The organism is Scleromatobacter humisilvae, from assembly GCF_023231945.1.
GTDB lineage: Bacteria > Pseudomonadota > Gammaproteobacteria > Burkholderiales > Burkholderiaceae_C > Scleromatobacter > Scleromatobacter humisilvae.
The window spans coordinates 25,321-52,178 of the sequence record NZ_JAJLJH010000005.1 but is presented as its reverse complement, the minus strand read 5'-3'; the positions used below and the strand labels follow the sequence as shown (position 1 = coordinate 52,178).

The following is a 26,858-nucleotide window of genomic DNA, read 5'->3' as shown; positions in this document are numbered from 1 at the left end:
GTCAGCGTCTGTCCGCGTCGATGGGATGGAATGATTTTTCTGGCCGCGGTCTTCCGTGAGCCAGCGCGCAGAACAGCCACGCGGCATGCGGAATCCACTGCTCGGTCCAGCGCCAGGAATGCGCCGGTTCGGTCTCTTCGGGCTTGCGGAAATCGATGTCGGCCTCGTCGGCCAGGCCCGACGTGATGCCGTTGCACACGCCGCCGGGCGCGTTCCAGAACCCGGGCTCGTAGCGCGGCGGGTTGTGGCCCCAGCCCTGCAGCATGCAGGTGTCGAACGGATTGGCGCCGAACAGCCAGTCGAGCGCGCGCTGAGCGTAGGCAGCAAGTTGGGCGTCGAAGGCGTCGTCGGCGAGATGCAGCGCCTGCGCAGCGCGCGCCGCGGTCGCGAGCGATCCGAGGCGGGCGTTCTCGCCCTGCCACCAGTAGCCGCTCTCGTTGTCGTGCGGCACGAAGAACTGCGTCGCACCCTCGCGGCCCGGCATGACCACGTGCTGGCGCGGATACCCCAGGGGGTTCGCGCCGCCGTCGTTGGTCGCGCGCAGCTCGAACGCGAGCCCGCGCGCGACGGCGGCGCGCGCAAGACCGGTCGGGAGGCCGGGATCGATCGCGGCGACGACCTCGACGAATCGAACCAGGGCCAGGTGCGGCAGGCCGGCGTCGCTCGCATGGAAGAAGCTGCGCGTGCGGGCGCGGTCGGCCCAGTAGAAGCCTTGCTCGTCCTGCTGCGCCATCTGCCGCTTGGCGTAGCGCGCGGCGAAGCCGGCCCAGCGCGGCTCGCGCGTGGCGGCGTAGAGCTCGGTGGCGGCCAGCAGCGCGCAGTAGTCGTCGATCAGGTTCTCGGCATGGTCGTCGAGGAATTCCGCGTTGCGTTGCTCCAGCAGCTCGAAGCCGCGGATCGCCGCCGCGAGGTAGTCGCTGCGCTTGAACTCGCCGTCGCGAGGCGCGCCCGCCGCGCGGGCCAGCGCCGCGATCGCCATGCCGCCGCCTTGACGGAAGCCGGCCTGGTAGTCGGCCGACTTGATCCCCTTCTGCGTCGCATACGAGCAGATCTCGCGCTGGTGCTCGTCCTTGCTCCACTTGTCGAAGATGGTCGTGTAGAAGAAGCCTTCGGGCGACTGCATGCGCACGAGGAAGTCCGCGCCGTGCAGCGCCTCGTCGACGATGCGTTCGTCCAGCCACTTCGACTGCGGCGGGATCGCGTCGCGGCCGGCGAGCAGCGTCCACGTCACCAGCGGCGTCTGCTGCGGGTTCATGAAGTTGGCGTACGACAGGTGCGACAGGTACTTCGAGCAGTCGCCCGAGGCGTCGTACCAGCCGCCGTGCACGTCGCGCGGCTCGCGCGTGTCGAGCAGCGGGGCGCGGCGGTCGGCGTCGTCGAACAGGCCCGTGCAGCGCTGGCCCTTGAAGTAGTGGACGATGTCGGACAGCATCTGGCTGCCGAACAGCCCGTCGGCGACCTCGAATGGCTGCGACTGCACCGGCGGCCAGGTGCCTTCGAGCATCACGGCATAGCGGCCCGGCGTCGTGACGGCGCTGAAATCGGCGTGCGCGAAGTGGCGATCGCGCCAGCCGGCGACCGGCGCGGTCGGCTCGGTCACCCCCGTGTGCACGACCGCGCGCGTGCGCAGGTTGACCACCGCGAACGCCTGCGGCTGCAGCGGCAGCGTGTGTTGCAGCGTGGCGCGCTTGGAGGCGGCGGGCGCGAAGCCGACGTGATTGAGCAGCACTTGCATGGCGGTCAGTCCTTCGTGTCCGGCGCGTGCTGCGCGAGCCACAGCCGCGCGGCGCCCAGCAGTCCGGCCTGGTTGCCGGCGGACGCCAGCGCGATCTCGCACATGCGGTGGAATTCCGGGCGCAGGCGCTTGCGCATCTCGGCCTGCAACTCCTGCAGGAAGGCCGGCCCGCGTGCGGTGATGCCGCCGCCGATGACGACGCGCGACGGGTTGAAGGCAAACAGCAGGTTGGCCAGGCCCGTGGCGAGCAGCGCGAACCAGCGCGCGACGAGGGCGGCCATCTCCGCATCGCCGCGATCGCGCGCCGCGAACACGGCCTCGGCGTCGAAGCCGCAGCCGGGTCGCATGACTTCGGCCGCGGCGGCGAGGCCGCGCGGCGACGCATGGTCCTCCCACACCTTGCCGTCGACCAGCATGTAGCCCCATTCCCCGGCCGCGCCGTGCGCGCCGCGGTAGAGCTTGCCGTCGATCACGATGCCGCCGCCGATGCCGGTGCCCAGCGTCAGCGCGAGGTAGTGGTGCACGCCGGCGGCCGCGCCGGTCCAGCCTTCGGCGAGCGCGACGCAGTTGCCGTCGTTCTCGACCACCACCGGGATGCCGAACGCGCGCTCGAAGCTCTCCTTCGGCGATTGGCCGAAATAGCCGGAGATCGCCTCGACCGCGCCGACGAGCCGGCCCTCGGCCGCGTCGATGATGCCCAGCGTCGAGAACGCGATGCCCGCGGGCGCGTGGCGCGCCACCAGCGGGCCGGCCACGGCCAGCAGGCGCGCCAGCAGGGCCTTGCCGTCGGGCTCGCCCTGCGTGGCGAGCTGGTCGGAGAACAGCAGCCGGCCGCGCGCGTCGACGATGCCGTACTTGACCCAGGTGCCGCCGACGTCGAACGCGAGCACGCGCGGGCCGGTGGACGCGGCGAGGCCGGGAGTGGCGGAAATGGTCTCAGGAGTCATTGCAATCGAATCGGGAAGTCAGCCCTTGACGGCGCCGGCGGCAAGGCCCTTGATGAACCAGCGCTGCGAGGCGAAGAAGGTCACGAGCACGGGGATCACGCTGACGACGGCCGCGGCCATCATCAGGTCGTAGCGGGTCGCGTGCTGGCCCATGTACAGACGCAGGCCGACGGGGACGGTCTGCACGTCGGTCGACGACGTCAGCACCCACGCGAAGAAGACCTCGTCCCACGCGAGCAGGAACACGAAGGACGCGGTGGCAATGATGCCCGGCGCGCTGATCGGCAGCACGATGCGCACGAAGGCGCCCAGGCGCGAGCAGCCGTCGATGATCGCGGCCTCCTCCAGCTCGCGCGGGATGGTCACGAAGAAGCCGCGCATGATCCAGATGCTGGCCGGCGTGAACATCGCCGTGTACAGGAAGATCATGCCGTGGTACGTGTTCATCATCGGGATGCCGGCGTCGTCGATCTGGATGTAGAGCATGTAGAGCGGCAGGAAGAACAGCATGCCGGGGATCACCTGCGTCGTGCTCACCGCGACGCTGAACGGATGGTTTCCGCGGAAGCGGAAGCGCGCGAGCGAGTACGCCGCCAGCGCCGCGAGGATCGTCGAGAACAACGTCGTGAAGCCGCAGATGACGAGGCTGTTGCGCAGGAAGGCGAGGAAGTCGACGTTGACCCACATCTCGCGGTAGTTCGACCAGTGCGGCGTGAAGCTCGCGTTGACGAGGTTGCCGGTGACGACGTCGTTGTAGTCCGACAGCGACGCGTAGACCATGAACGCGACCGGCGACAGCGTGAGCGCGACGATCGCCCACACCAGCAGGTTCAGCAGGCGCTGGCTCGTCTTACGCTTCATCGGTCATGCTCCGCCGGAAGGTGCGCATCCACACCGCCACGAAGACCAGCATCACGGCCATCATCACGAACGACACCGCCGCGCCCTCGCCGAACCGCCAGTAGCTGAAGCTCTGGCGCGTGAGCAGCGGCATCAGCAGGTCGCCCCACTCGCCGGGATAGCCCGCGCCCTTGCCGAACATCATCGCGACGATGTTGTACGAGTAGACGTTGTCGATGATCTGGAACATCACCTGGATCACGATCACCGGCTTCAACGCGGGCAGCGTGATGTTGACGAAGCGCTGCCACGCGTTGGCGCCGTCGAGGCGGGCGGCTTCGTACAGCTCCTCGGGCACGGCCTGCAGCGCGGCCAGGAAGATCAGCATCAGGACGGGCCAGGCGCGCCACACCGTCGGGATCACGATCGCGAAGAACGTGTTGCCGCCGATCAGCCAGAACGGCTTGTGGTCCATCAGGTGCAGCACGTCGACCAGCACGTGGTTGACGATGCCCTCGTCGCGCTGCCACATGAAACCCCACAGGGTACCGACCACGTAGGTCGGCACGACCCAGGGCAGCATCAGCAGCGTGCGCGCCAGCGCCTTGCCGGGGAAGTCGCGATTGAGCAGCAGCGCCACGCCCAGGCCGATGGCCACCGCGCAGGCCGTCACCAGCAGCGAATACAGCGCCGTGTTGCGCAGCGCGCCCAGCATGCCCGAGTGCACCGGGTTGCTCGGGTCGAACAGCACGCCGCGGTAGTTGCGCAGGCCGACGAAGGGCGCGTCCATGAACTGGCTCAGCGTGTACTGGTTGAGCTTGAGCATCGACATGCGAAAGCCCTGCACGATCGGCACCAGGTTGACCACCACCATCATCAACGCGGCCGGCGCGAGAAGCAGGTACGGGAACGCGTCGAACTTGCGGCGCCGGCGCGCGCGGCGGTGCTCCGCCGTGCTGGCGAGCGCGCCGAGTCCGGGCTCGGAGACGGCGGTCAATTGGCCTCCTCCAGCACCTTGTCGGCCTCGACGACCGTGTCGGCGATCAAGGCCTTCATCGCGGGCACGCTGTACTTGTCGGCGATGCCGGACGTGAGTTCCGCGAGCTGGCCCAGGTGCTTGGTGTAGACGGTCTCGAGCGGCCCCCAGGCGGGAATCGGCGGATAGGCGCGGCCATCGGCGGCGATCGCGGTCAGCTTGGCGTAGACCGGATGGCGCGACGTCCACGCCGGATCGTTGGCCGCGTCGACGCGTGCCGGCATCATCGACGAGATCAGCGAGAGCCGCACCTGCGGCGCCTCGCTGCCGAGGTACTTCATCAGGTCCCAGGCCTCGGCCTTGTGGCGCGATCCCTTGAAGATCGCGAGGTTGGAGCCGCCGAAGAAGGTCGCGTGGCCGTGCGGGCCCGCGGGGTAGGGCGCGACGTCGAAGTTGGAGCGCACCACCGAGCCGGCCGGCGCCTCGAAGATCCTGCGCATCAGCCACGGCCCCGAGAAGATCACGCCGTAGTCGCCGCCGACCCACGCGCCCTCGAGGATGTCGGAGTCCTTCTCCAGCGCGTTCGACGGCACCAGGCCCTCGACGGCGAGCGACGAATAGAAGTCGATCGCGCGCAAGGCCTGCGGCGTGTCCAGCGCGGAACGCTTCGCGTCAGCGGTGAGCACGTCGCCGCCCGCGTTCCAGATCCACGGCGCGAGGTTGTGGACGACGTTCCAGTCGTTCTTGCCCGCGTAGGCGAGCGCCGCGACGCGCTTGCCCGCGACCACCTGGCCGTTGATCCTGCGCAGCGCCGCATGGAACGAGTCCCAGTCGGCGAACGCCTGCTTGGGGTCGACGCCGGCCTGGCGAAAGACGTCGGTGCGATAGAACGCGGCACGCACGTCGGCGTACCACGGCAGCCCGTAGACGACGCCGGGTTGGCCAAAGACCTGCGTCGTCTTCCACAGCTCCGGGTAGTACGGCGCGCCGTTGCCCACCTCGGCCAGCTGCGCCTTCGACAGCTTCTCCAGGCCGCCCATCGCGGCGATCGCCGGCATCCAGGTCGTGCCGAGTTCCAGCAGGTCGGGGCCGCGACGCGACGCCGCGGCCGCGGTGATCTTGTTCCAGCCGGACTCCCAGTCCAGCACCGTCACGCGCACCGTGACGCCCGGGTGTTGCGCGACCCAGGGCGCGATCAGGTCCGGCACATCGTGCTGCGCGTTGGTGGTGACGGGCATCACCCACATCGTCAGCTCCACCGCAGCGGCGCGGGCCATGCCCGCCGCGACCAGCACGCCGACGGCCGCCGCACGCAGGCGCGTCGCCCGACGCGTGCGGGGCGCGGACTTCGCGGGGCGGGTGGGGGTGAAGATCACTGTCTAGTTAAATCAATTTGTTTGCATTATCTGGAGTCGTCCCACGGGGGTCAAGCGGGCGCCGCTGAGGGTTTTCACCTTGCGGCTGTCTCGGAACGCATCGATTCGCGATGTCGCACCACGACTCGCATTCGGGCCAGAATGGGGGGTTGCGGCGCGAGGAAATCGGCGTCGCAGCCAAGTGGCGCCACCGATTTTCGTGCGGCCACGCGCGATATCGCGGGCGCTGACAGGCGCTTGTTCGCCGGAGGCCGCCGAAGCGCATCGCCCCCATGGAATCGACGGCCTCCCGCCACATTCGGGTTGTCGAGCATTACTTCAATTTGATTATGTTAATAGACTCGACACCGAATCTGCCATCATGTCCGCGGTGAACAAGCCCCCCGTCGCCAGCCTCTCCGGCACCAATCTCGAATTCGCCCGGTCGCACAACCGGCGCGTGGTGATGGAGGCCATCCGCCTGCACGGGCGGCTGACGCGCGCCGACATCGCGCGCCTGACCGCGCTGACGCCACAGACCATCTCCAACATCGCCAGCGAGCTGCAGAAGCTCGGCTTCCTGAACGCGCTGACGCCGGAGCGCGGCACGCGCGGGCAGCCGGCCACGCCGTTCGTGATCAACCCGGACGGCGCCTATTCGATCGGCCTGCAGATCGACCAGAACATGATGGTGGCGGTGGTCGTCGACCTGTCCGGCAGGATCCGCGGCCGCTGCACGCTCGCCGTCGACCACCCGACCCCGGCGCAGGCGCTGCCGCTGGTGCGCGACGTCGTCGAGACGCTGCGCAAGTCGTCGGATGCCGACTGGAGCCGGGTGCTGGGCCTCGGTCTCGCGGTGCCGGGGCCGTTCGACGTCGAGGGCCTCAGCGCCGTCGGGCCGACGGCGTTGCCGGGATGGCAGGACCTGTCGATCGCGCAGCAGATCGGCGACGCCATCGGCCTGCCGGTGATCATGGAGAACGACGCCACCGCCGCCGCCATCGGCGAGCGCCTGCACGGTGTCGCGCGCACGTTCCGCAGCTTCACCTACCTGTTCATCGGCACCGGCCTGGGCGCGGGCATGTTCCACGACGGCCACCTGTACAAGGGCTCGGGGCACAACGCCGGAGAGATCGGCCACATGATCGTCGTGCCCGACGGCCGCCAGTGCCCCTGCGGCAACCGCGGCTGCCTGGAGCGCTACGTCTCGCTGCAGGCCGCGTACGAGGCGCTCGAGATCGGCGACCTCGCGCACGCCACGCCGCAGATGCTGCTCGACCCCAGCCCCGCCGCGCGCGCGCGCCTGGACGGCTGGCTCGACGAGGCCGCGCAGCGCCTGCGCCAGGCCGTCAACATCCTCGAGTCGATGCTCGATGCCGAGGCCGTGGTCATCGGCGGCTTCCTGCCGTCGTCGGTGCTGGCGCTGCTGATCGAGCGGCTGGAGCCGCTGCACACCTCGGTCGCGGCACGCCGCAACCGCCAGACGCCGCGCGTGATCGCGGGGCTGGCCGGTCATGACACGGCCGCTCTCGGGGCGGCCGCGCTGCCGATCTTCGACGAGCTCAACCCCAACCTCGGCGTGCTGCTGAAGGCGGACGCGCATGGGTGATCTCGTTCTGTCTTGTTGACGATTTCGGGCTAGTCCAATTTCTATTGGGCATTGCGAACCGGTCGGCGCTTCGGGGTGCCGACCGGCTTTTTTTTGGGCAAAAAAAGAGGTGAGCCGAGAGACGCGGCTCACCTCCACCCACCGGACCGGAACGGCGCCCGCTATCGACTTCGGGCGGGCGGACCCACTCGTCCGCCGTCGTTCCGGATGTCGCGAGCGGGCCCTCAGGACTTTCAACCCGCTCTCCGCACGACATGACACCAATGTACTACCAGTTTAGAACCGGGCGATTGGTGCTAACCCGGCATTACCTCGGAGCGGCCGAATTTCATTGGTCTGCAATGCGCGAAGGGCGCAGCACCTTGCGGCACCGCGCCCTTCGTGCGTTTCAATGTGAATCAGCGCCGTCAGAGCGACAGCCGCACGCCCAGGTAGAACTGGCGGCCGCTCGAATAGAGCGCCTCCATCTGGCTCTTGTTCTCGCCGTAGTACTTCAGCGTCGGGTTGTTCAGGTTCAACGCGTCGAACGTGAACGTCAGCAGCTTGTTCAGCTTGTACTCGGCCGACATCGCCAGCGTGCCCACGCCGTCCTCGTGCTGCGCGAAGCTCGAGTTCAGGCCCGCGAGGAAGGACGAGCGGTAGGTGTAGGCCAGGCGCGTGCTGAAGGTGTCGTCGTCGTAATACGCCTCGATGTTGTAGGTGTTCTTCGAGTTGCCCACCATCTCCGCGCCGCTCGACGTCTTGCCGTCCGTGTACGTGTAGTTGACGACCGCGCCCAGGTTCCACGGCAGCGCCTGCTGCCAGCCCAGCTCGAAGCCCTTGTTCTTCGCGGCGATGTTGACTGGCGACGTGATGATGTACGTGGCCTCGGCGTGGTGGGTGCTGTCGAAGAATTGCACCGGCGCCGTGCCGTAGTCGACATAGGACGAGATGTCCATGTAGAACAGGCCCAGCGACACGAGCGACTTCGGCGCGAAGTACCACTCCAGCGTGCCGTCGTAGTTGGTCGAGCGCACCGGCTTCAGGTCGGGGTTGCCGCCAGAGCCGGTGTGCAGCGTGTCGTCGAGCGACACCGCCGTGGCCAGCGCGCTGTAGTCGGCCCGCGCCATCGTGCGCGCGACCGCGAAGCGGCTCACCAGCGACGGCGTCAGGTCGAACTTGAAGTTGGCGCTCGGCAGGAAGTCGGTGAAGTCGTGCTTGATCAGCGTCGGCGTGTACAAGCCGTGCGAGTTGCCCATGCTCGGATCGGTCTCGCCGGTGGAGATGTTGGACAGCGACTCCTGGTGCGTGCGGACCAGGCGCAGGCCCACGTTGCCGCGCCAGTGCGAGCCGGCCAGGTTGACCATGCCGTAGGCGGCGGCGTCCTTTTCCTTGACGTTGAATTCGGCCGGCCAGTTCTCGGTGCTCGCGAAGCCGCCGTCGTTGGCGTACTGCTTGACCCAGGCCTCGACGGCGCCGGGGTTGAGCTGCCAGACATTGGTCAGCGTGCCGCTGCCCGCGTTGAAGCCCGAGCCGAAGTTGCCCGGATAGGTGGCGCCGCTCCACACCGGCCTCGGCGCCGCGTCGGTGAAGTTGCAGACGTCGGCCTGGCAGCTGTCGTTGATCGGCCAGACGGTGCGGCGCGTGTGCTCCGCATAGCGCGCGCCGAACCTGGCCGACTCGAGCACGCCCTGGTCGATGGCCCAGTCGGCGTCGAGCGTGCCGTACTTCTCGGCGTCGTAGGTGAACACGCGGTCGTGGCTGCCGCCCTCGGTGGCCGCGCTGGTGTTGAAGTTGGACACGTCCGTGCCGGGGAACGACAGGTCCGGCGCGCCCATGCCATGCAGCGCGTAGTTCATGCCGACGTTGCCGTCGAGGCCGATCGCCGCGGAGTAGCCGTATTCGCTGGGCGTCTTGCCGACGCCGTGGGTGTAGCCGAGATCGCCGGTCAGCGTCAGCGTGTCGGACGCGCGCCATTTGGCGTTGAAGTCGCCGTAGTAGGTCTGGGCGCCTTCGTTGGGCCGATAGAGCTGGTCGACCTCGGCGGCCACCGCCTGGAACAGATTGCCCGGGTCGCTGTTGGCGATGCCGGCCGCGACCGCCGCGGGCGAGAAGTTCGCGGCGACCAGCGTGTTGTTCTTGACGGTGTAGGTGTCGGGCACCGCGGCCACGACGAGGCTGGCCGGCTGGCTGTAGAAGCTGCGGTTGTAGTTGCTGGCGTTGAGCGTCGAGTAGAAGCCGTTGGCGTCCAGCGTCAGCGTGCTGGTGGGCTTGAACTCGAGGTCCAGCAGGCCGCCCACGCGCTTGCGCGTCTGCTCGAACAGCGCCGAGTTGACGCCGAAGGGCACCAGCACGTTGGCGAGATCCGGATGCGCCACCGCAGCCGGGCTGGCCGGGTCGATGGTGCCGTAGCCGAAGGTCTCGATGCCGTCGCGGCGCTCGTGGCGCGTCTCGGAGAAGACCTGGAACAGCACGCCCACGTTGTCGGCGTCGTTCTTCCAGTTGACCAGCGCGTTGAGCTGCGGATCGGTCTTCTTCGCGAGGTCGGCGTAGATGGCCTGCGCGGAGACCTCAAGCGTCAACGGCTTGCGGAAGTCCAGCGGCCTGCGCGTCTCGATGTTGACCGAGCCGGACACGCCGCCCTCGGGCAGGTCGGCCGTCTGGCTCTTGGCGACGGTGACCGACTTGACGATCTCCGACGGCAGCAGCGAGTAGCTGACGCTGCGGCCGACGACGCCTTGCTGGTCGAGGATGAACCAGTCGCCCGAGGCCACCGCGTGGCCGTTGATCAGCGTCTGCGTCAGGCTGGGGCTGGTGCCGCGGATCGACACGCGGTCGTTCTCCGAGAAGCCGCCCTCGCCGCCCGCCGACGAGGCGATGTTGACGCCCGGCACGCGCTGGATCGCGTCGGCGACGTTCTTGTCCGGCAGCTTGCCGATGTCGTCGGCGGTGACCACCTCGACCACCGAGTCGGCATTGCGCTTCCTCGCGAGCGAGGCCTCCAGCGAAGCGCGCAGGCCCGTCACCTCGACGTGCTGCACGTCGTCCGTCTTGGCCGGTGCGGAAGCCGCCGACGCCGGCGCGGCCGCGGCGGGCGCGGCCTGAGCGAACACCTGCACCGGGGCGAACGCGCCGAGCAGGGCCAGGGCCGCGGCAGCGGCGATCGGGTGTCGTTGCAGGTTCATGGGGCGATTGCTCTCAAATCAAATGAGTTGATTTAATGAATCATACGGATCCCGCTCCGGGACGGCTCGCTCGTTTTCACTGATGTTTCGGGCTCGCCACGCGGCGAGTTCGAGGGAACTCGATGCCGCCGGCGGCGTGATCCGCCGAATCCACGGCGGGCGAGGTCGCGCGCGGCGCTGGCCGCAGGAAAGTCCGTCGCCGGCCAGCGCCGGATCTCGGCGCGCGTGCCGCGCGTCCGGAGACGGGCGTCAGCCGCCCTTCGCGGGCGGCAGCATCCCCGCCAGCAACGCGTCCACCTGCTCCGGTGGCAGCTTGCCCAGCACGCCGTGGCGCTCCGGGGGCAGGTGCCCCGCCGCGTCCTCGGGCTCCGCGAAGACGAAGTGCGCGAAGATCTCCGCCCAGCCCTGGCGATGGGCGGGCGGCAGATGGCGCATGCTCAGCAGCGCGTGCAGCAGCGTCTTCGTCGGCGAGACGCGCGACGCCTGCAGGTGCGTCGACTGCTGCCACCAGTAGTTCACGAGGACGTTGACGACATCGAACGACTCCACGTGGTGCCACCACACCGCCGGGATGAACAGCGCGTCGCCCGGTTCGAGCTCGGCCACCCGCGCGGCCGCCAGCGCATCGCGGAAGCGCGGGAAGCGCTCGAAGTCGGGCGCCTTCAGCGACACCAGGCTCACCGGCGCGCCCGCGGGCGTGAAGTCGACCGGCCCGATGTAGAGATTGCGCACCTGCTCGGGCGGAAACAGCGTGAAGCGACGGCGGCCTGCGACGACGCAGGCCAGGTTGTCGAGTTCGTCGATATGCGCCGGCGTGAGGAACGCGTTGCCCAGCCACAGGCGCGGGTGCACGTCGGCGTCCATCAGCGGCATCGGGTTGCTCGCCTCGAAGGCGGGCAGGCACTCGGCAATGTGCGCGCATTGCAGCGCGGCCGACGGCGGATCCTCGAAGTGCGAGTAGCGCGCCAGGTGCTGCAGCACGCCCGTGACGGTGAGCTTGCGGCGCGCGAAGTTGAGCTTCGCGAGGCCTGGCTCGTAGAACATGCGGCCCTTCAGTCCCGCGGGCACCAGCACGGCGTCGCCCTCGACGCCGGAGTCCAGGCCGGCCAGGTAGGCCGACGCGGCCTCGGGCGACTGCGACCCCGCCTGCACGGCCGGCCAGCCGCGCACCAGCCCTTCGAGCACGACCGGTTCGCCGCGCGGAACGATCTCCCGATGGAAGGTCTCCCTGTCGACGTTGCGCACTCGCGCGATCGGCCGCGGTTCCTCGTTCATGCTGTCCCCTGGATGTCGATCACTCACCACTGATAGACCTGCAACGACTTCTCCATCACCTTGGGCGGAATGTCGTGCAGGAAGTCGCGGTGGTCGGGGAAGTTGAGCGCGCTGCGTTCGAGCAGCTGGTCGAGGCCGCCCAGGTCATGCTGCGCCTCCTGCGCGGTCGGCGCGCGCAGGTTGGCGTCCGCCGGGAACAGGCCCATGCCGGCCAGCAGGCAGTACCACGACATCGTCGGGTAGCCCCTGCCGATCTGGCCTTGCCGGATGCCGCCCACGATGGGCTTGCTCGCGAGCCACGCGCCCAGCAGCAGGCGCAGCGGGTCGGACAGCGCCGTGTTGGTGGCGTTGTCGCGCCAGTACGGCGTGTCGGTGCGCGTGTTCGTCTTGTAGTGGGTGACGATGTAGTCGCGCGTGCCCTCGAACTGCGCGTTGATCTTCTCGTTGAAGCTTTCGCGCGCCGGCTCGTCGAGCTCGCCCTTCTCGAGCGCCTCGACCAGCCACATCGCGGTGCGCTGGACGAACAGCAGCGCGGTGGCCTCGAGCGGCTCGATGAAGCCCTGCGACAGGCCCACGGCCACGCAATTGCGGTTCCAGTGCCGCGTGTAGCGGCCGATGCGCATCTTCAGGTGGCGCGCCGGGACGTCGGCGTCGAGCAGCCCCAGGCGCGCGCGCAGCTCGGTCTCGGCATCGTCGGCCGACACGTGCGCGCTGCTGTAGACGTAGCCGTTGCCGTCGCGTGATGTCAGCGGGATCTTCCACGCCCAGCCGTGGCGCATCGCGGTCGAGACGGTCTGCGACCGCAGCGGCCCGTCGCCCGACGGCGTGGGCATCGCGATGGCCGCGTCGTTGAACAGGTTGTTCGAGAACGAGACGTAGGGCGTGTCCAGCGCCTTGCCGATCAGCAACGAGGCGAAGCCGGTGCAGTCGACGAAGAAGTCGGCGGCCAGCGTGTCGCCGCCATCGAGCGCGAGGGCGCGGATGTCGCCGCGCTCGTCGAGCGACACCGACGTCATGTGGCGCGCCACGTGCGTGATCCCGCGCTCGGCCGCCTTCCTTGCAAGGAACGCGCCGAGCAGTGCGGAGTCGAAGTGGTAGCCGTACCAGATGTCGAACGGGAAGTTGCGCTGTGGCCGCGGCGCGCGGCCGGACTGCGCCACCTTGTTCGAGATGAAGAAGCGGTCGGGATGCGCGTGCACGTCGGCGTCGTTCAGGCGTGCGTGCACGTTGCCCACGAACTGCGGCATCGTGAGGTTGTCCAGGATCGACGCGAACGGGTGGAAGTAGCTCTCGTAGCCGGGGCGCGTGGACCAGCCGTCGAACGTGATGCCGCTCTTGTACGTGGCATTGCACGCGGGCATCCACTCGCGTTCCTCGATGCCCAGCGCCTCGAAGAAGCGGCTCAGCCATGGCGTGGAGCCTTCGCCGACGCCGATGATGCCCACCTGCGGCGACTCCAGCACCGTCACCTTCAGGCGCTCGCCGAACTTCGAGTTGGCCAGCAGCAGCGCCGTCATCCAGCCGGCGGTGCCGCCGCCCACCACGGCGATGTGCCGGATCGGCGGCTCGGGCAGTTCGCCGGAGGGGCGCGTGCGCGCCACGGGGGTCAGGTTGAAGAGCGTGCAGATGTCCGTCATGCCGCGGCCAGTGTCAGAGGGGTGGGTGGGTCAGAGCGCGCCGAGCGTGGCGCGGCGTCCGCCGTCGGCCGGCTGGCGCCGGAGGTCGATGCGCTCGGCGTGCGACGGGATGTCTCGCAGCCAGGCCCGGTGGTCGGGGAAGTTGGGCGTGCTGCGCTGGATGAAGTTGTCGATGCCCGCGAGGTCGGCGCCTGCCGCGCTCGCGTCTCGCCGCACTTGCGGGAACAGGCCCACGCCGGCGAGCAGGCAGTACCACGACGACGCGGCGTAGCCGGTGCCGAACGCGCCGCCCTCGATGCCGGGCTCGATTGGCTGACTCGAGAGCCACGTACGCAGCAGCAGTTGCAGCGGCTCCGACAGCACGCTGTTGGCCGCGTTCGCGCGCCAGTAGTCGGTGTCGGTGCGCGTGTTGGTCTTGTAGTGGGCGACGATGTAGTCGCGCTCGCCGTCCATGCGCGCGTTGAGCCCGTCGTTGAACGCGGCCCGCGCGGCATCGCCGAGGTCGCCGCGCTCGAGCACGTCCACGAACGACGCCGCGGCGCGCTGCGCGCTCTGCAGCACGGTGCCCTGCAGGGGTTCGATGAAGCCCTGCGACGCGCCGATGGCCACGCAGTTGCGGCTCCAGTGCCTGGCATGCCGGCCCACGCGCATCCTGTGGTGGCGCGCGGGCACGTCGGCGCCGAGCAGCCCGAGGTGCGTGCGCAGCTCGGTCTCCGCCGCGTCGGCGGACACGTGGGCGCCGCTGTAGACGTAGCCGTTGCTGTTGCGCGAGGTGAGCGGAAATCGCCACGCCCAGCCGTGCTTCATGCCCGTGGACACCGTCTGCGACATCAGCGGGCCGTCGTCGTCGGGCGTGGGCATCTCGATGGCCGCGTCGTTGAACAGCATGGTGGAGAACGACAGGTACGGCGTCTCGAGCGCCTTGCCGAGCAGCAGCGAGGCGAAGCCGGAGCAGTCGACGAAGAAGTCGGCCGCGAGGCGGTCGCCGCCGTCGAGCTCGAGGGAGCAGATGTCGCCGCGCTCGTCGCGCGTGGCCGAGTGCATGGGTCGCGCCACGTGCACCACGCCGCGCTCCAGCGCCTTGGCGCGCAGGAACGCGCCCAGCCGCGTGGCGTCGACGTGGTAGCCGTAGCCGAGCTCGAACGGGAACGCGTGTGCGGGCCGCGGTGCGCGCCCTTCGAGGGCCACGCTCCGCGACATGAAGAAGCGGTCGGGATGCGCATGGACGTCCGCGCCCGTCAGCCGCGCGTGCACGTTGCGCAGGAACGGCGGCAGCGTGAGGCTGTCCAGGATCGACGGGAACGGATGGAACCAGCTCTGGTGGCCCGGCCGCGTGGACCAGCCCTCGAACGCGATGCCGCTCTTGCATGTCGCGTCGCAGGCGGGCATCCACGCCGCCTCGTCGATGCCCAGGCTGTCGAAGAAGCCGCGGAGCCACGGCGTGGAGCCTTCGTCGAGACCGACGACCTCCGCCGTCGGCGCGTCGAGCACGGTCACCCTCAGGCGTGCGCCGAACTTCGAGTTGGACAGCAGCAGTGCGGTCATCCAGCCCGCCGTGCCACCGCCCACGATGGCGATGTGCTTGACGGGCGGCTCGGCGAGGCTGTTCTGCATGCGCGGTGGGGCGTCGTTGGGGTCAATCGATCTTGCGGACAATCATTGCGCGAGCCGCTCGCTCAAGAACTTGCGCAGGCGGACATGATCGTCGGGACTCATCTCGCCCAGGACGCTGCGGCGGTTCGCCGGAATGTGGTCGGCGTCGCCCGGCTCGGCATCGAACACGTAATGATCGAACAGATGGCGCCACGCCTCTCGCTGCGCGCGCGGCAGGGCGCGCAGCGCGGCGGTGGCGTAGATCAGGGTGGCGAGGCCGGGCGACGGCGGCGGCTCCCACCAATAGTTCACGAGCATGTTCAGCTGCGCCAGCGACTCGACGTGGTGCCACCACAGCGGCGGCATGTAGATGGCGTCGCCAGGCTCCAGCTCGGCGACCTGCGCGTGAGCCAGCGCGTCGCGGAATCGCGGGAAGCGCTCGAAGTCAGGCTTGAGGAAGTCCACCAACGAGATCGGCCGGCCGGCGGGCGCGTGGTCGAGCGGGCCGACGTAGAGATTGGCGACCTGCTCGGGCGGAAACAGCGTGAAGCGCCGGCGCCCGGCCACGCAGACGGCGATGTTGTGCGACTCGTCGAAGTGCGCGGGCGTGACCGTGGCGGTGCCGATCCAGGCGCGTGGCTCGACGCTCTCGTCGAGCACGGGCAACACGTGGTCGCGCTTGAGCTCGGGCATGCAGGTGACGATTGCCGCGCTCTGCACCACCACCGCCGGCGCCCGCTCGAACTGGGCGTAGCGCAGGATCTGTTCCAGCACGTGCGACACCGGGAGCTTGGTATGCACGTAGTTGAAGCCCGTCATCGTGGCGTCGAAGAAGAGGCGGGCGCCTTCCTCGGGACGCGTCATGAGCGCGTCCACGGGACGGCCGTTGTCCTTCGACGCGAGATATTGCGCCAGCGCCAGCGGCGACTCATGACCCTTCGCCACCGCGGGCCAGCTGCTCGCGACCCCGCGCAACACCGCGGGGGCATCGGCGGGCAGGATCTCGGTCTCGAACCTTGCCCGGTCGACGCCGTGGACTTCGCGAATGGAGGGAAGGGTCGCAGTCATCGTGGAAGCGCGAAACGTGGCGTGATGTTCGAGCATAGCCCAGCCCCGGCGCGGGATGGAGATGGAAAAAAGGACGGCCATGAGGCCGTCCTTGGTTCGCCGAAGCCCACCGAAGCGGGCAGCGGACGATCAGTACTTGAAGTGCGCGGTCAGGTAGTACTGGCGGCCATTGTTGTAGATGGCGCGCGGCTCGGACTTGACGTCGCCGTAGTACTTCAGGATCGGATCGTTCAGGTTCTGCGCATCCAGGCTGAAGGACAGGTGCTCGCCCATCTTGTAGCCCAGCGAGGCGGACAGCACGCCGACACCGCGTTGGTAGTAGTCGGTGCCACGGTCGCGACCGAGGTAGTTGTCGCCGCTGTAGTTGTAGTTCAGGCGCGCAGAGAACATGTCGTTCTCGAAGTAGCCGCTCACGGTCCCGGAGTTCTTGACCGCACCCTTCAGCACGTGGCCCGTATCGTCGTGCGCATCGGCCAGCGTGTAGTTCGCGCTGACGCCGAAGTTGCCGAACACCGGCGTCTCGACCGCGAATTCCAGGCCGGTGACGGAGCCCTTCGTGTTGACTTGCGTGCTCAAGTCGAACGGGGCGGTGATGCGCGGGTTGCCCGGCGCACCCGGCTGGGGATTGCCGCCAGACGTGAGGTCGGTGGAGGCCGTCACGCGTTCGATGCCGTCCGTGATGTAGCTGCGCATCTCCATGTGGAACGCACCCATCGACACGAAGGCGCGCGGCGCGAAGTACCACTCGATGTTGGCGTCGACGTTGGTCGAGCGCACCGGGTTCAGGTCCGGATTGCCCGTGCTGCCGGACCCCACGGACTTGCCGGTCGGGTCGGAGTAGCCGCCCAGGAGCTGCGCCGACGACAGGGCCGTGTAGTCGGGACGGGTCATCGTGCGCGACACCGCCAGGCGTGCCACGACCTTCGGCGTCACGTCGATGCGCACGCTGGCGCTCGGCAGGGCGTCCGTGTAGGTGCGTTCGTGGAAGGTCTGGTAGTAGCCCGTGGGATCGGTGAAGTTCGGACCCACGGCGGCGAAGGCGGACGGGACATAACCCGGCAAGGTGCTGTCGCTGGTGGGCACCCAGACCAGTGACTTGGACTTGGTCTGCACGAGGCGCATGCCCACGTTGCCGCTCCAGCCTTCGCCTTCCAGGTTGCCCTGCAGGTAGCCGGCCGCCGTCTTTTCCGTCACGGCATATTCGTGCGTCACCTGGCGACGCGAGATGTCGCGGTTGGCGTATTTCGCGTCGTAGGCCGCCAGGGTGTCTTCCGACGGGAAGGCGATGTTGGTGGGGAAGCTGCCGCCGAGTCCGTTGCCGAAGTTGCCCGGGTAGCTCTGGTTGAAGTCGGCCTGGGGAATCGGATTGGAGAACGGGTCGGTGCCCCAGTTCGGGCCCTGGCCCACGATCGGGCCGTCGGTGTAGCGCTTGTGCTCGGAGCCGCGCAGGCCGAACTGAAGGCTGCGCAGCACGCCGTCGGTCAGCGAGTACTCGGCATCGATCTGGCCCCAGGTGTCCTTGTCCTTCACGTCGACGTTCTGGTCACCGAAGATCCAGTCCGTCAGGTAGGAGCCGGAAGGCGTGTGGCCGGGGGAGGCCGGCGCCGGGGACAGGGTCATGCCGAACGAGGGCGCCGAGCCGCTGCCATTGAGCTGGTAGCCGCCCCCGGTGCCGTAGATGTCGCCTTCCCAGACGTTCTGCGCGTCGGTCTTGCCCTCGCCGTTGGACACGCCGCCGTTGCCGGACAGCTTCAACGAGCTCGTGACGTTCCAGGAGCCTTCCAGGTTGAGGTAGTTGGTGGACGCCGACGCCTTGCGCGAGATCAGGTCGTACACGCCGACGACCGTGGGCTGGGCGAAGGTGTAGTTGACCGAGGTCAGGATGTTGGTGCTGGGGTCGATCTTGATGTTGCTGAACGTGGGCAGGTTGCCCGCATGCCGCGAGTCGTCGAGCGCCCAGAAGGGCGTCATCAGGAAGTTGCGGTTGTAGTTGTTCGCGTCCATCTTGGACGAGAAGCCCGACAGGGTGAAGTCCATGTCGTTGGTCGGCTTGAACTCGATGCTGGCGGCGCCGCCCTTGCGTTCGCGCTCCTGGGTGAACAGGGCCGCACCCATCAGGTTTTCGTATTTCGTGCCCGCAGGGATGCCGGCGGCCACGGACGAGGCGTTCTTCGTGGCATCGATGCCGGGATACGCATTCGAGCCGTCATGGGCGAGGTCCTCGACGCCATCGCGACGCAGGTGGCGCTTCTCGTCGAAGCCCTGCACCATGAGGCCGAAGGTCTTGGACTCGTTGCGCCAGGCCGCCATCACGCTGGCCTGCGGGTCGGTCTTCGCCGGCAGGTCGGCGTAGACGGCGCCGACGCTGCCTTCCAACGTGAACTGCTTGCTGAATTCCAGCGGCTTGCGGGTGATGATGTTCACGGAACCCGCCGTGCCGCCTTCGATGTCGGAGGCGACCGAGGTCTTGTGCACTTCGACGCGGCTCACCAGTTCGGACGGCAGCAGCGAGAAGCTGACGCTGCGGCCCACGCCGGCGCCGGTCTGATCCAGCACGAACCAGTCGCCGTTGGCGACCGGGTGCCCGTCCAGCAGCGTCTGCGTCAGGCTGGGGTTGGTGCCGCGCAGGCCCACGCGATCGCGCTCGTCGAAGCCGCCGGAGCCGCCCGAGGGGCTGTTCAGGATGGTCACGCCCGGAATGCGCGCGAGCGAGTCGGCCACGTTCTTGTCAGGCATCTTGCCGATGTCCTCGGCCGAGATGACGTCGATGTGCGCCTCGGAGTTGCGCTTCACGTTGATGGCAGTTTGCAGTGAAGCCCGGATGCCCGTGACTTCAACGCGTTGCACGTCGTCCGCGGCCGATGCCGCCGCTGCAGGAGCCGCGGCGGACTGGGCGAACGCCGGCGCGACTGAACCGGCGAGTACGACCGCGGTCGCGGCGGCAATGGGCGTCAATTTCGTCTTCATGGGGCTCCTCTTTTCGGATGGCAGCATTTCTTCGGGAACGCGGCCGGTTGGGGTTGGGTCGTGCCGTCTCTCCATGTGCTCAGACGGTGCACCCTCGGGCTAGAAACCTGGTATGCGACAAGGTAGTACCACTGTACAACCAGTCTAGACCAGTGCTCTATGCGTTTACCCTCATATTGCGTTTGGGCAACACCGTGTTTACCAGCTGAACCCGCGTGATTTCGCGGTCCGCACGCACGCGGTGCCGTGGTTCGCCCGGTCGGTGCACTTGACGGTACTTTGGTGCCTGAGTGGTATGCTATTCGTGCCGTGACGCCCTGGCCTGCCGATTCACCCGTCAGGCGAAGGCCGGCCGTCACGCCCCCGACAACACGAATAAGGGCACGCAATGAGCGCGCTGGCACAACTTCTCAACACGCTGGACCCGGACGGCAGTCAACCGCTTTACCAACAGCTTCAGCGCGCGCTGCGCGAGGCGATCGAAAAGCGCGTCCTCGGCCCCGACGACGCGCTGCCCTCCGAGCGCCAGCTCGCGGCCGACCTGGGCGTCTCGCGCATCACGGTGCGCAAGGCCATCCAGGGCCTGGCCGACGAGGGCTTCCTCGACCAGCGCCAGGGCTCGGGCAACTTCGTCTCGACGCGCATCGACAAGAACTTCGCGAAGCTCACGTCGTTCTCGGAGGACATGCGCGCCCGCGGCCGCACGCCGCGCAGCGAATGGATCAAGCGCTCCAGCGGCACCGTCACGCCCGAGGAGGCGATGAAGCTCGCGCTGAGCCCGGGCTCGCTGGTCTATCGCTTCCACCGGCTGCGCTACGCCGACGACGCGCCGATGGCACTCGAGTACGCGACGCTGTCGGCGGCGGCGCTGCCGTCGCTGGAGTCGGTCGACCACTCGCTGTACGACGCGCTCGAGAAGGCCGGCAACCGCCCCGTGCGGGCACTGCAGCGTCTGCGCGCGCTGTTGCTCAACGAGGAGCAGGCGCGCCTGCTCGACGCCGACGTCGGCGACGCCGGCCTGCTCGTCGAGCGCCTGGGCTACCTGCGCGACGGCCGCGCGATCGAGCTGTCGCAGTCGATCTACCGCGGCGACACCTACGACTTCGTCGCCGAGCTCAACGCCTCCTGAACGCGCCCGGGCACGCCAAGTGCCGACAACGGCGCCCGCAGTGCGGGCCTGCCGGCCATGGGCGCTATTCCTCGCCCCCAAGTCAGCGTTTGCGGCCGGGTCTGCGTTTTGAGGACAATAGAAGTCTTTTTCCTTTGCGCTTGGGGCGCCGCCCGCGTGCATTCGTGAATCCCTTTTTCCGTTCGGCGCAGCGTTTCCCCTGGGACTGACATGAGAGCTACCTCGCGCGCCGTGCTGGCGCTGACCCTTGCCGCCGGCCTCAACGGCACGATCCCCGCGGCGTTCGCCGCCAGCGCGCCGGAGGCCGCCGCGTCGCAACCCGACAACGCCGTGCCGGCCGCGTTCGCTACGCCGTTCAACGCGGCGCAGGAGATGCTCAAGAGCGGCAACGCCGCGGGCGCGCTCGCCAAGCTGAAGGAAGCCGAGGCCCTGCCCGACCAGACGCCTTACGAGAAATACCTGATCCTGCGCGTGAAGGCACCGGGCGAATATTCGACCGGCGACAACGCCGGCGCCCACCGCGACTTCGAGGCCCTGCTCGCCAATCCGCTGCTGCCGGCGGAAGACCGCGCCATCATGCTCAAGTTCGTGGCGGAGATCCTCTACACCGGCGAGCAGTACCCGCAGGCCGCCGCGGCGATCCAGCGCTACCTCGACGCCGGCGGCAAGGACCCGCAGTTGAAGAGCCTGCTGCCCCAGGCGCAGTACGCCGCGAAGGACTACGCCGCCGCCGCCAAGGGCTTCCGCGCCGAAGTCGACGCGCAGGTCGCCGCCGGCCAGGTGCCCACCGACAAGCTGCTGCGCTTCATGGTCAGCGCGTACCTGGGCGAGAAGGATGACGCCGGCTACGTCCACGGCCTGGAGCTGCTGGCCGTCCACTATCCGAAGCCGGACTACTGGCGCGAGCTGATCGGCCGCGCGCGCGAGGTCGACAACTTCTCCGACCGCCTCACGCTCGACGTCTATCGCATGAAGGTCCAGATCTTCGGCCACGTCGACGATCGCGAGCGCATCAACTACGCGGCGCTCGCCGCGCGCGCTGGCTACCCGGGCGAGGCCAAGAAGGTGCTGGACGACGCATTCGCCAACAGGCCCTTCACCGGCACCGACCTGGCCGACGCGACCAAGCTGCGCCCCGAGATCAACAAGTCCGCGGCCAACGACCTCGCGCAGGCGGCGGTCAACGAGAAGGGCGCGCTCGCGGCCAAGGACGGCAACCCGCTGGTCGCGCAAGGCCTGCTCGACACCACCCAGGACAACGCCGCCAAGGGCGCCGACCTGATCGCGCAAGGCATCGCGCGCGGCGGCATCCGCCAGCCCGAGGAAGCCAAGCTGCATCTCGGCTACGCCCAGGTGCGCGCCGGCCGCGATGCCGACGCGATGAAGACGTTCCAGTCCATCGCCGGCGCGGGCGGCACCGGCTCGCTGGCCCACGTCTGGATCATGTACCTGCAGTCGAAGACGGCCGTGGCCGCCGCGCCGGCACCGGCTGCGGCAGCGTCGAAGTAGGGCGAGCCGCAACGAACGAGGCCCCGGTCGCGACGGCGACCGGGGCCTTTTTTACTGCCGCGCGGAAAACCTCAGGCGCTCTGCTGGAACGCGTCGCCTGCGCTGTCGAAGAGCCGGCTGCGCGAGAGGTCGGGCCGCAGCGCGACGCGGCTGCCGGCGGCCAGCGGATCGGCGTGGCCGGGCAGGCGCACGATCACCGGCGCGGCCTGGCCGGCGCACTGCACATGCACCAGCGTGGCGTCGCCCAGCCGCTCGACGAGGTCGACCTGCCCCTCGAGCGCCGGCGCGCTGCCGTCGGCCGCGGCCAGCGTCACCTGGTCCGGCCGGAATCCCAGCGTGGCCGACGCGCCGACCGCGGGCGCGTCGCGCGACGCGCGCGCGCCGAGCGCGAACTCGCCGGCGCCCGCACGAACGCGCAGGCCGTCGGCGTCGTTGGCGCTGACGGTCACCGGCACCAGGTTCATCTTCGGCGAGCCGAGGAAGCCGGCCACGAACAGGTTGGCCGGGCGGTCATACAGCGCCATCGGCTCGCCGACCTGGGCGATGCGGCCGGCGTTGAAGACCGCGATGCGCTGGCCCAGCGTCATCGCCTCGACCTGGTCGTGCGTCACGTAGATCATCGTCGTGCCGAGTTCGCGATGCAGCCGCGCGAGCTCGGTGCGCATCTGCACGCGCAGCGAGGCATCGAGGTTGGACAGCGGCTCGTCGAACAGGAACACCCTGGGCTGGCGCACGATCGCGCGGCCGATGGCCACGCGCTGGCGCTGGCCGCCGGACAAGGCCTTGGGCTTGCGATCGAGCAGCGCGCCGATCTGCAGGATCTCCGCCGCGCGGCCGACGGCGGCGGCCACGTCGGCCCTCGAACGTCCCGCGAGCTTGAGCGCGAAGCCCATGTTCTCGGCCACCGTCATGTGCGGGTACAGCGCGTAGCTCTGGAACACCATCGCCACGCCGCGGTCCGACGGCGAGACGTCGTTGACGCACTCGTCGCCGATGAACAGCTCGCCGTCGCTGATCTCCTCGAGCCCCGCGATCATGCGCAGCAGCGTCGACTTGCCGCAGCCGGACGGCCCGACGAACACCATGAACTCGCCGTCGCGCACCTCGAGGTCGACGCCCTTGATCACCTCGGCGCCGCCGTCGTAGGTCTTGCGGATCTGCTTGAGCGAGAGGCTGGCCATGGTGTGTGGAGTCCTAGATGTCGCAGCGTTGTTGCAGCGGCGGGTTGGGGGCGGGCACGGTGTCCGTGCGCGCGATGTGACCGGCGCGCAGCGCGCGCACCTGGGCATCGACGTCGGCCGGGCTCAGCACCTGGTCCTTCGCGTGGAAGACCCAGTCGACGTCCTCGTCGTAGACGCGCTGCGCGCCGCCGGTGGGCAGCGATCCGCCGACGGCGAACCACAGGTTGAACGAGATCGTCATCGGCGACACCGGCACGTTGCGGCCGTCGTGCAGCGCCACCTGGCGGCCGTCGACGAACTCGCGCACCTCGGCCCTGGTCACCTGCATCAGCAGCGTGTGCCAGCCGTCGAACGAGCCGAACTCCTCGTGCGCGGAGTTGTGCGACTCCCACGGATCGATCTGCACCGTCTGCCACGACACGCCGTACAGCCGGGTCTTGTCCGAGCCCCAGCCGCCGTTGGGCAGGTACTCCCAATCGAGCTCGCTGAAGTCGGGATCGAACGCGTGCGCGAGCGGCGCGACCGCGTAGAACGACTCGATGACCGGATCGCCGTCGGCGCCCGCGCGCGGCGCGTCGCTGAAGCGGATGCGCGCGGCGTAGGTGCCCTGCAGCACCTTGCGCTGGTGGCACAGCTGCGCCTGCACGGTGCCGGGGCCGGTGCCGTCGGTCGTCGCCGTCATGCGCAGCACGCGGTTGCCGGGCTGCTGCGGGTCGTCGAGCAGCGTGATCGCCCCGGCACTGAAACGTCCGCCGGGCAGGCCCGGATGGCCGACGCCGTCGCGCAACTGCCAGCCGCCGGCGGCGAGGTCGGCGGGCTGCGCGTAGGAGAAGTCGTCGAAGAACAGCTCGGCCGGCGCGGCCGCGGCGCCGGCGTTGACGACGACGCAGCCGGCGGCCGTCGCGACGAACGCGAGCGAGGCGATCGCGCGCGCGAGGGCGCGCAGCGACAGCGGCTGGCGGCTCATGTCAGGCGGCGGCAGAAACAGGTTCCTCGTGATGAGGCAGGAAGAACGACAGCACCAGCACCGGCACCGCGCAGGCCAGCACCCACAGGAAGAAGTGCTGGTAGCCGAGCCAGGTCTGGATCTCGCCGCTCCACGTGCCCGAGAGGATGAAGCCGAGCTGCATGACGCCGGTGCCCAGCGCGTAGTGCGCCGTCGTGAAGCGTCCCTTGGCGACCACCTGCATGATGAACAGGATGATGCCGACGAAACCGAAGCCGTAGCCGAACATCTCGATCGACAGGCCGGCGGCGATCAGGCTCATGTCCGTCGGGCGCGCCGTGCTGAGCCACCAGTAGACGAGGTTGGGCAGGTTCATCGCGATGACGAGCCACACCATCGAGCGCCTCAGGCCCAGCCACGACGTGAAGTAGCCGCCGACGATGCTGCCGCCGACGAAGGCCACCGTCGCCCACGTGCCGTAGACGACGCCGATCTGGTCGGTCGACAGGCCCAGGCCGCCCACCGCACGCGCGTCCTTCAGGAACAGCGGGCCGACCGACTGGATCTGTCCTTCGCCGGCGCGAAACAGGATGATGAACAGGATCGCGAACCAGATACCCGGCTTGCGGAAGAACTCGACGACCACTTCAACCGTCGTCTTCGCGATGTCGCCCACCTTGCGCGAGACCTGCGTCGCGGCGCGCGTGTCGGGGAGCGCCCACACGTGGTACGCGGCAAGCGCGGCCATCACCGCGGCCAGCAGCACGAAGACGGCGCTCCAGGCATGCGCGGTCTCCATCGACTTCTCGAGGTAGCCCACCAAAACCAGCACGCCGCCGCGCGCGAAGAGCCGCGCCGCGTTGAAGAATGCGCCCTGCCAGCCGGCGTATTCGGCCTGCAGCTTGTCGGTGAGGCTTGCGATGTAGAGGCCGTCGGACGAGATGTCGTGCGTGGCCGACGCGAAGGCCGTGAACGCGAGGATGCCCAGCACCAGCGAGACGCTGTGCGGCACGTTGAGCGCCAGCGCGATGAGCCCCAGCGTGGTCGCGCCGACCAGCTGGAACACCACGACCAGCAGCTTCTTGCTGGGCACCGCCTCGAGGAACGGGCTCCACAGCGGCTTGACAGCCCAGGCCAGGCCCAGCGCGCCCGTCCATTTCGTGATGACGCTGTTCTCGATGCCGAGATCCTTGAACAGCAGCGCCGCGATCGCGATCACGACGAAGAACGGCACGCCCTGCGCGAAATAGAGCGTCGGAACCCAGGTGATGGGCGATCGCTTCAGCGGCGACGCCGGCGTCACGGAAGGCGAGGCCAGGTCGGCGGTCAGGACGGATTCACTTTGCACTCGATGTCTCTTTCCTGGCGGTGAGGGAGCCCGGTTCCACACAGTCTGCCCGCGTTCAGGCCGCGCGAGGAGAGAGGTTCACCGGAGACCTGGCGGTGGCTTGCGCCCGGCCTTCGAGCCACGCCCGCACGGCGTCGATCGCGCCGTCGCAGTAGCCCCAGGTCACGAGCGAGGGCGCGGCGATGTCGAATAGCTGGAACGGGTTCCACAGCGCGACGTGCAGGTCGGGCCGCGCGCTCGCGGCCGTCGTGCCGAAGCGCGTGCGGTGGTTGGAGACAAGGATGTTGCAGCGGCCGTCCTGCGGGAACGTCGCGGCATCGATGTTGCGAAGGTCGGGCACGCGCACGAGCTGCACGTCGGCGAAGCCGGCGAACATTTCCATCACGCGTTCGGCCGGCAGGCCGGCTTCCGAGACGCCGTCGCACTCCACCGAATCCTGCGTGACCACGCGCAGCGGCGTGCCCGGCGCGGGCGGCGTCGCGCGCCGGCCGGCGCCGTCGAACGCGGTCAGTCCCCGCGCCCACGCGGCCCGCATCGCGGCGTCGTCGGCGGCGCGCTGCGCGGCGTCGTAGGCCCTCGGCGACACCGGATAGGCCTGCGCCAGCGCCACCAGCCGCGCCTCGGATCGCTTGACGTCGGCCGGCAGCAGGTGGCCTTCGGCGAGCGCCTGCTCGATCGCCTTGACGGTCGCGCCCTGCTCCTCGAGCGTGCCCTGCGCGAGCGGCATGTCGGCCCCCGCCTGCAGCGCCAACACGGCGGCGAGGGCATGGCCGTAGTTGTCGTGCACGGCCTTCATCATCAGCGCATCGGTGATGACGACGCCGTCGTAGCCGATGGCTTCGCGCAGCAGCCCGGTGAGCACGGGCCGCGACAGCGTGGCCGGATGCCCGGGGTCGATCTGCGGATAGACGATGTGGGCCGTCATCACCGACGGCGCGGCGGGCGTGTCGCCATGCGCATGCGCGAGCGCGCGGAAGGGCTTCAGCTCCAGCGCCTCGAGCTCGGCGATGGACTTGTCGACGACGGGCAACGCGTGGTGCGAATCGGTCGCGGTATCGCCGTGGCCGGGGAAGTGCTTGACGCAGCAGGCCACGCCCTCGCGCAGCGAGCCGCGCATCCACGCGGCGGCCAGGCGCGCGACCTCGGCGGGATCCTCGCCGAAGCTGCGCTCGGCGATCACCGGGTTGCCGGGGTTGTTGTTGACGTCCAGCACCGGCGCGAAGTTCCAGTTGATGCCCAGGCTGCGCAGGCCGCGCGCGACCGTCGCGCCGACCTCCTCGCACAAGGCCTCGTCGCCGATCGCGCCGAGCGCCATCGCGGCCGGCGCCTGCGGCAGGAAGGTCGCGCGGATCGTCGAGCCGCCCTCCTGGTCGATGCCGATCAGCGAGTTCGGGCCCATCACCTCGCGCAGGTCGGCCGTCAGCTGGCGGATCTCGTCCTCGGTGCCGAGGTTGCGGCGGAACAGGCAGATCGCGCGCACGTGATGGCGGCGCAGGAACTCCGCGCTCGCGGCGTCGAGCGACGTGCCGGGAATGTCGACCATCACCAGATGGCCGGGATGAAATGGCGCGGCGCTCAT

Annotated in this window: 18 protein-coding genes; 3 read left to right on the top strand and 15 right to left on the bottom strand. The window is 69.0% G+C overall.

Features of this window, described 5'->3' with window-relative positions; genetic code table 11:
- Position 1: 1 nt before the first annotated feature.
- The 5 genes from LPC04_RS17715 to LPC04_RS17695 are packed head-to-tail and all read right to left on the bottom strand — an operon-like array spanning position 2 to position 5,874.
- The gene (locus LPC04_RS17715; RefSeq protein ID WP_275683591.1) at positions 2-1,735 is read right to left on the bottom strand and encodes a glycoside hydrolase family 9 protein; all 1,734 of its coding nucleotides are present in this window, start codon (positions 1,733-1,735) and stop codon (positions 2-4) included.
- A gap of 5 nt (positions 1,736-1,740) precedes the next feature.
- Positions 1,741-2,682 carry an ROK family protein gene (locus LPC04_RS17710; RefSeq protein ID WP_275683590.1) on the bottom strand — a complete coding sequence of 314 codons (942 nt, stop codon included), beginning with the start codon at positions 2,680-2,682 and terminating at the stop codon, positions 1,741-1,743.
- 18 nt (positions 2,683-2,700) lie between these two features.
- On the bottom strand, positions 2,701-3,543 hold the full coding sequence (locus tag LPC04_RS17705) for a carbohydrate ABC transporter permease (protein WP_275683589.1): 843 nt from the start codon (positions 3,541-3,543) through the stop codon (positions 2,701-2,703).
- Positions 3,533-4,519 (bottom strand): carbohydrate ABC transporter permease, encoded by a 987-nt coding sequence (locus LPC04_RS17700; protein WP_275683588.1) that lies wholly within the window; start codon positions 4,517-4,519, stop codon positions 3,533-3,535. The genes LPC04_RS17705 and LPC04_RS17700 overlap by 11 nt, the downstream gene beginning before the upstream one ends.
- Positions 4,516-5,874: an extracellular solute-binding protein gene (locus LPC04_RS17695; protein ID WP_275683587.1), complete on the bottom strand. Its 1,359-nt coding sequence runs from the start codon at positions 5,872-5,874 to the stop codon at positions 4,516-4,518. Before LPC04_RS17695 ends, LPC04_RS17700 begins: the two co-directional genes overlap by 4 nt.
- A gap of 370 nt (positions 5,875-6,244) precedes the next feature.
- On the opposite strand from LPC04_RS17695, the gene LPC04_RS17690 reads away from it, so the two are divergent.
- The gene (locus LPC04_RS17690; RefSeq protein ID WP_275683586.1) at positions 6,245-7,462 is read left to right on the top strand and encodes an ROK family transcriptional regulator; all 1,218 of its coding nucleotides are present in this window, start codon (positions 6,245-6,247) and stop codon (positions 7,460-7,462) included.
- A gap of 407 nt (positions 7,463-7,869) precedes the next feature.
- Here the strand turns inward: LPC04_RS17690 and LPC04_RS17685 are convergent, their stop codons facing one another.
- From LPC04_RS17685 to LPC04_RS17660, 6 genes are all read right to left on the bottom strand, one after another.
- Positions 7,870-10,626, bottom strand: a complete 2,757-nt coding sequence (locus LPC04_RS17685; RefSeq protein WP_275683585.1) for a TonB-dependent receptor — start codon at positions 10,624-10,626, stop codon at positions 7,870-7,872.
- A 249-nt stretch (positions 10,627-10,875) separates the two neighbouring features.
- Positions 10,876-11,901, bottom strand: coding sequence for a cupin-like domain-containing protein (locus tag LPC04_RS17680; RefSeq protein WP_275683584.1), 1,026 nt, complete (start codon positions 11,899-11,901; stop codon positions 10,876-10,878).
- A gap of 23 nt (positions 11,902-11,924) precedes the next feature.
- The gene (locus LPC04_RS17675; RefSeq protein WP_275683583.1) at positions 11,925-13,538 is read right to left on the bottom strand and encodes a tryptophan halogenase family protein; all 1,614 of its coding nucleotides are present in this window, start codon (positions 13,536-13,538) and stop codon (positions 11,925-11,927) included.
- Positions 13,539-13,568: 30 nt separating this feature from the next.
- Positions 13,569-15,152 carry a tryptophan halogenase family protein gene (locus LPC04_RS17670; RefSeq protein WP_275683582.1) on the bottom strand — a complete coding sequence of 528 codons (1,584 nt, stop codon included), beginning with the start codon at positions 15,150-15,152 and terminating at the stop codon, positions 13,569-13,571.
- A 42-nt stretch (positions 15,153-15,194) separates the two neighbouring features.
- Positions 15,195-16,199: a cupin-like domain-containing protein gene (locus LPC04_RS17665; protein ID WP_275683581.1), complete on the bottom strand. Its 1,005-nt coding sequence runs from the start codon at positions 16,197-16,199 to the stop codon at positions 15,195-15,197.
- 129 nt (positions 16,200-16,328) lie between these two features.
- The gene (locus LPC04_RS17660) at positions 16,329-19,166 is read right to left on the bottom strand and encodes a TonB-dependent receptor (protein WP_275683580.1); all 2,838 of its coding nucleotides are present in this window, start codon (positions 19,164-19,166) and stop codon (positions 16,329-16,331) included.
- 388 nt (positions 19,167-19,554) lie between these two features.
- Here LPC04_RS17660 and LPC04_RS17655 point away from each other — a divergent pair, with 388 nt between their 5' ends.
- The gene (locus LPC04_RS17655) at positions 19,555-20,295 is read left to right on the top strand and encodes a GntR family transcriptional regulator (protein ID WP_275683579.1); all 741 of its coding nucleotides are present in this window, start codon (positions 19,555-19,557) and stop codon (positions 20,293-20,295) included.
- 210 nt (positions 20,296-20,505) lie between these two features.
- Complete coding sequence (locus LPC04_RS17650; protein ID WP_275683578.1) at positions 20,506-21,804, top strand: hypothetical protein; 1,299 nt, start codon at positions 20,506-20,508, stop codon at positions 21,802-21,804.
- A gap of 71 nt (positions 21,805-21,875) precedes the next feature.
- Here the strand turns inward: LPC04_RS17650 and LPC04_RS17645 are convergent, their stop codons facing one another.
- Genes LPC04_RS17645 through nagZ form a run of 4 tightly spaced genes read right to left on the bottom strand, consistent with a single transcriptional unit; the run spans position 21,876 to position 26,858 of the window.
- Positions 21,876-22,985: an ABC transporter ATP-binding protein gene (locus tag LPC04_RS17645; RefSeq protein WP_275683577.1), complete on the bottom strand. Its 1,110-nt coding sequence runs from the start codon at positions 22,983-22,985 to the stop codon at positions 21,876-21,878.
- A gap of 13 nt (positions 22,986-22,998) precedes the next feature.
- Complete coding sequence (locus LPC04_RS17640) at positions 22,999-23,952, bottom strand: glycoside hydrolase family 16 protein (protein WP_275683576.1); 954 nt, start codon at positions 23,950-23,952, stop codon at positions 22,999-23,001.
- Between the two features lies 1 nt (position 23,953).
- Entirely contained in the window at positions 23,954-25,279 is a 1,326-nt protein-coding gene (locus tag LPC04_RS17635) for an MFS transporter (RefSeq protein WP_275683575.1), read from the bottom strand.
- Positions 25,280-25,334: 55 nt separating this feature from the next.
- Entirely contained in the window at positions 25,335-26,858 is a 1,524-nt protein-coding gene (nagZ, locus tag LPC04_RS17630; RefSeq protein ID WP_275683574.1) for a beta-N-acetylhexosaminidase, read from the bottom strand.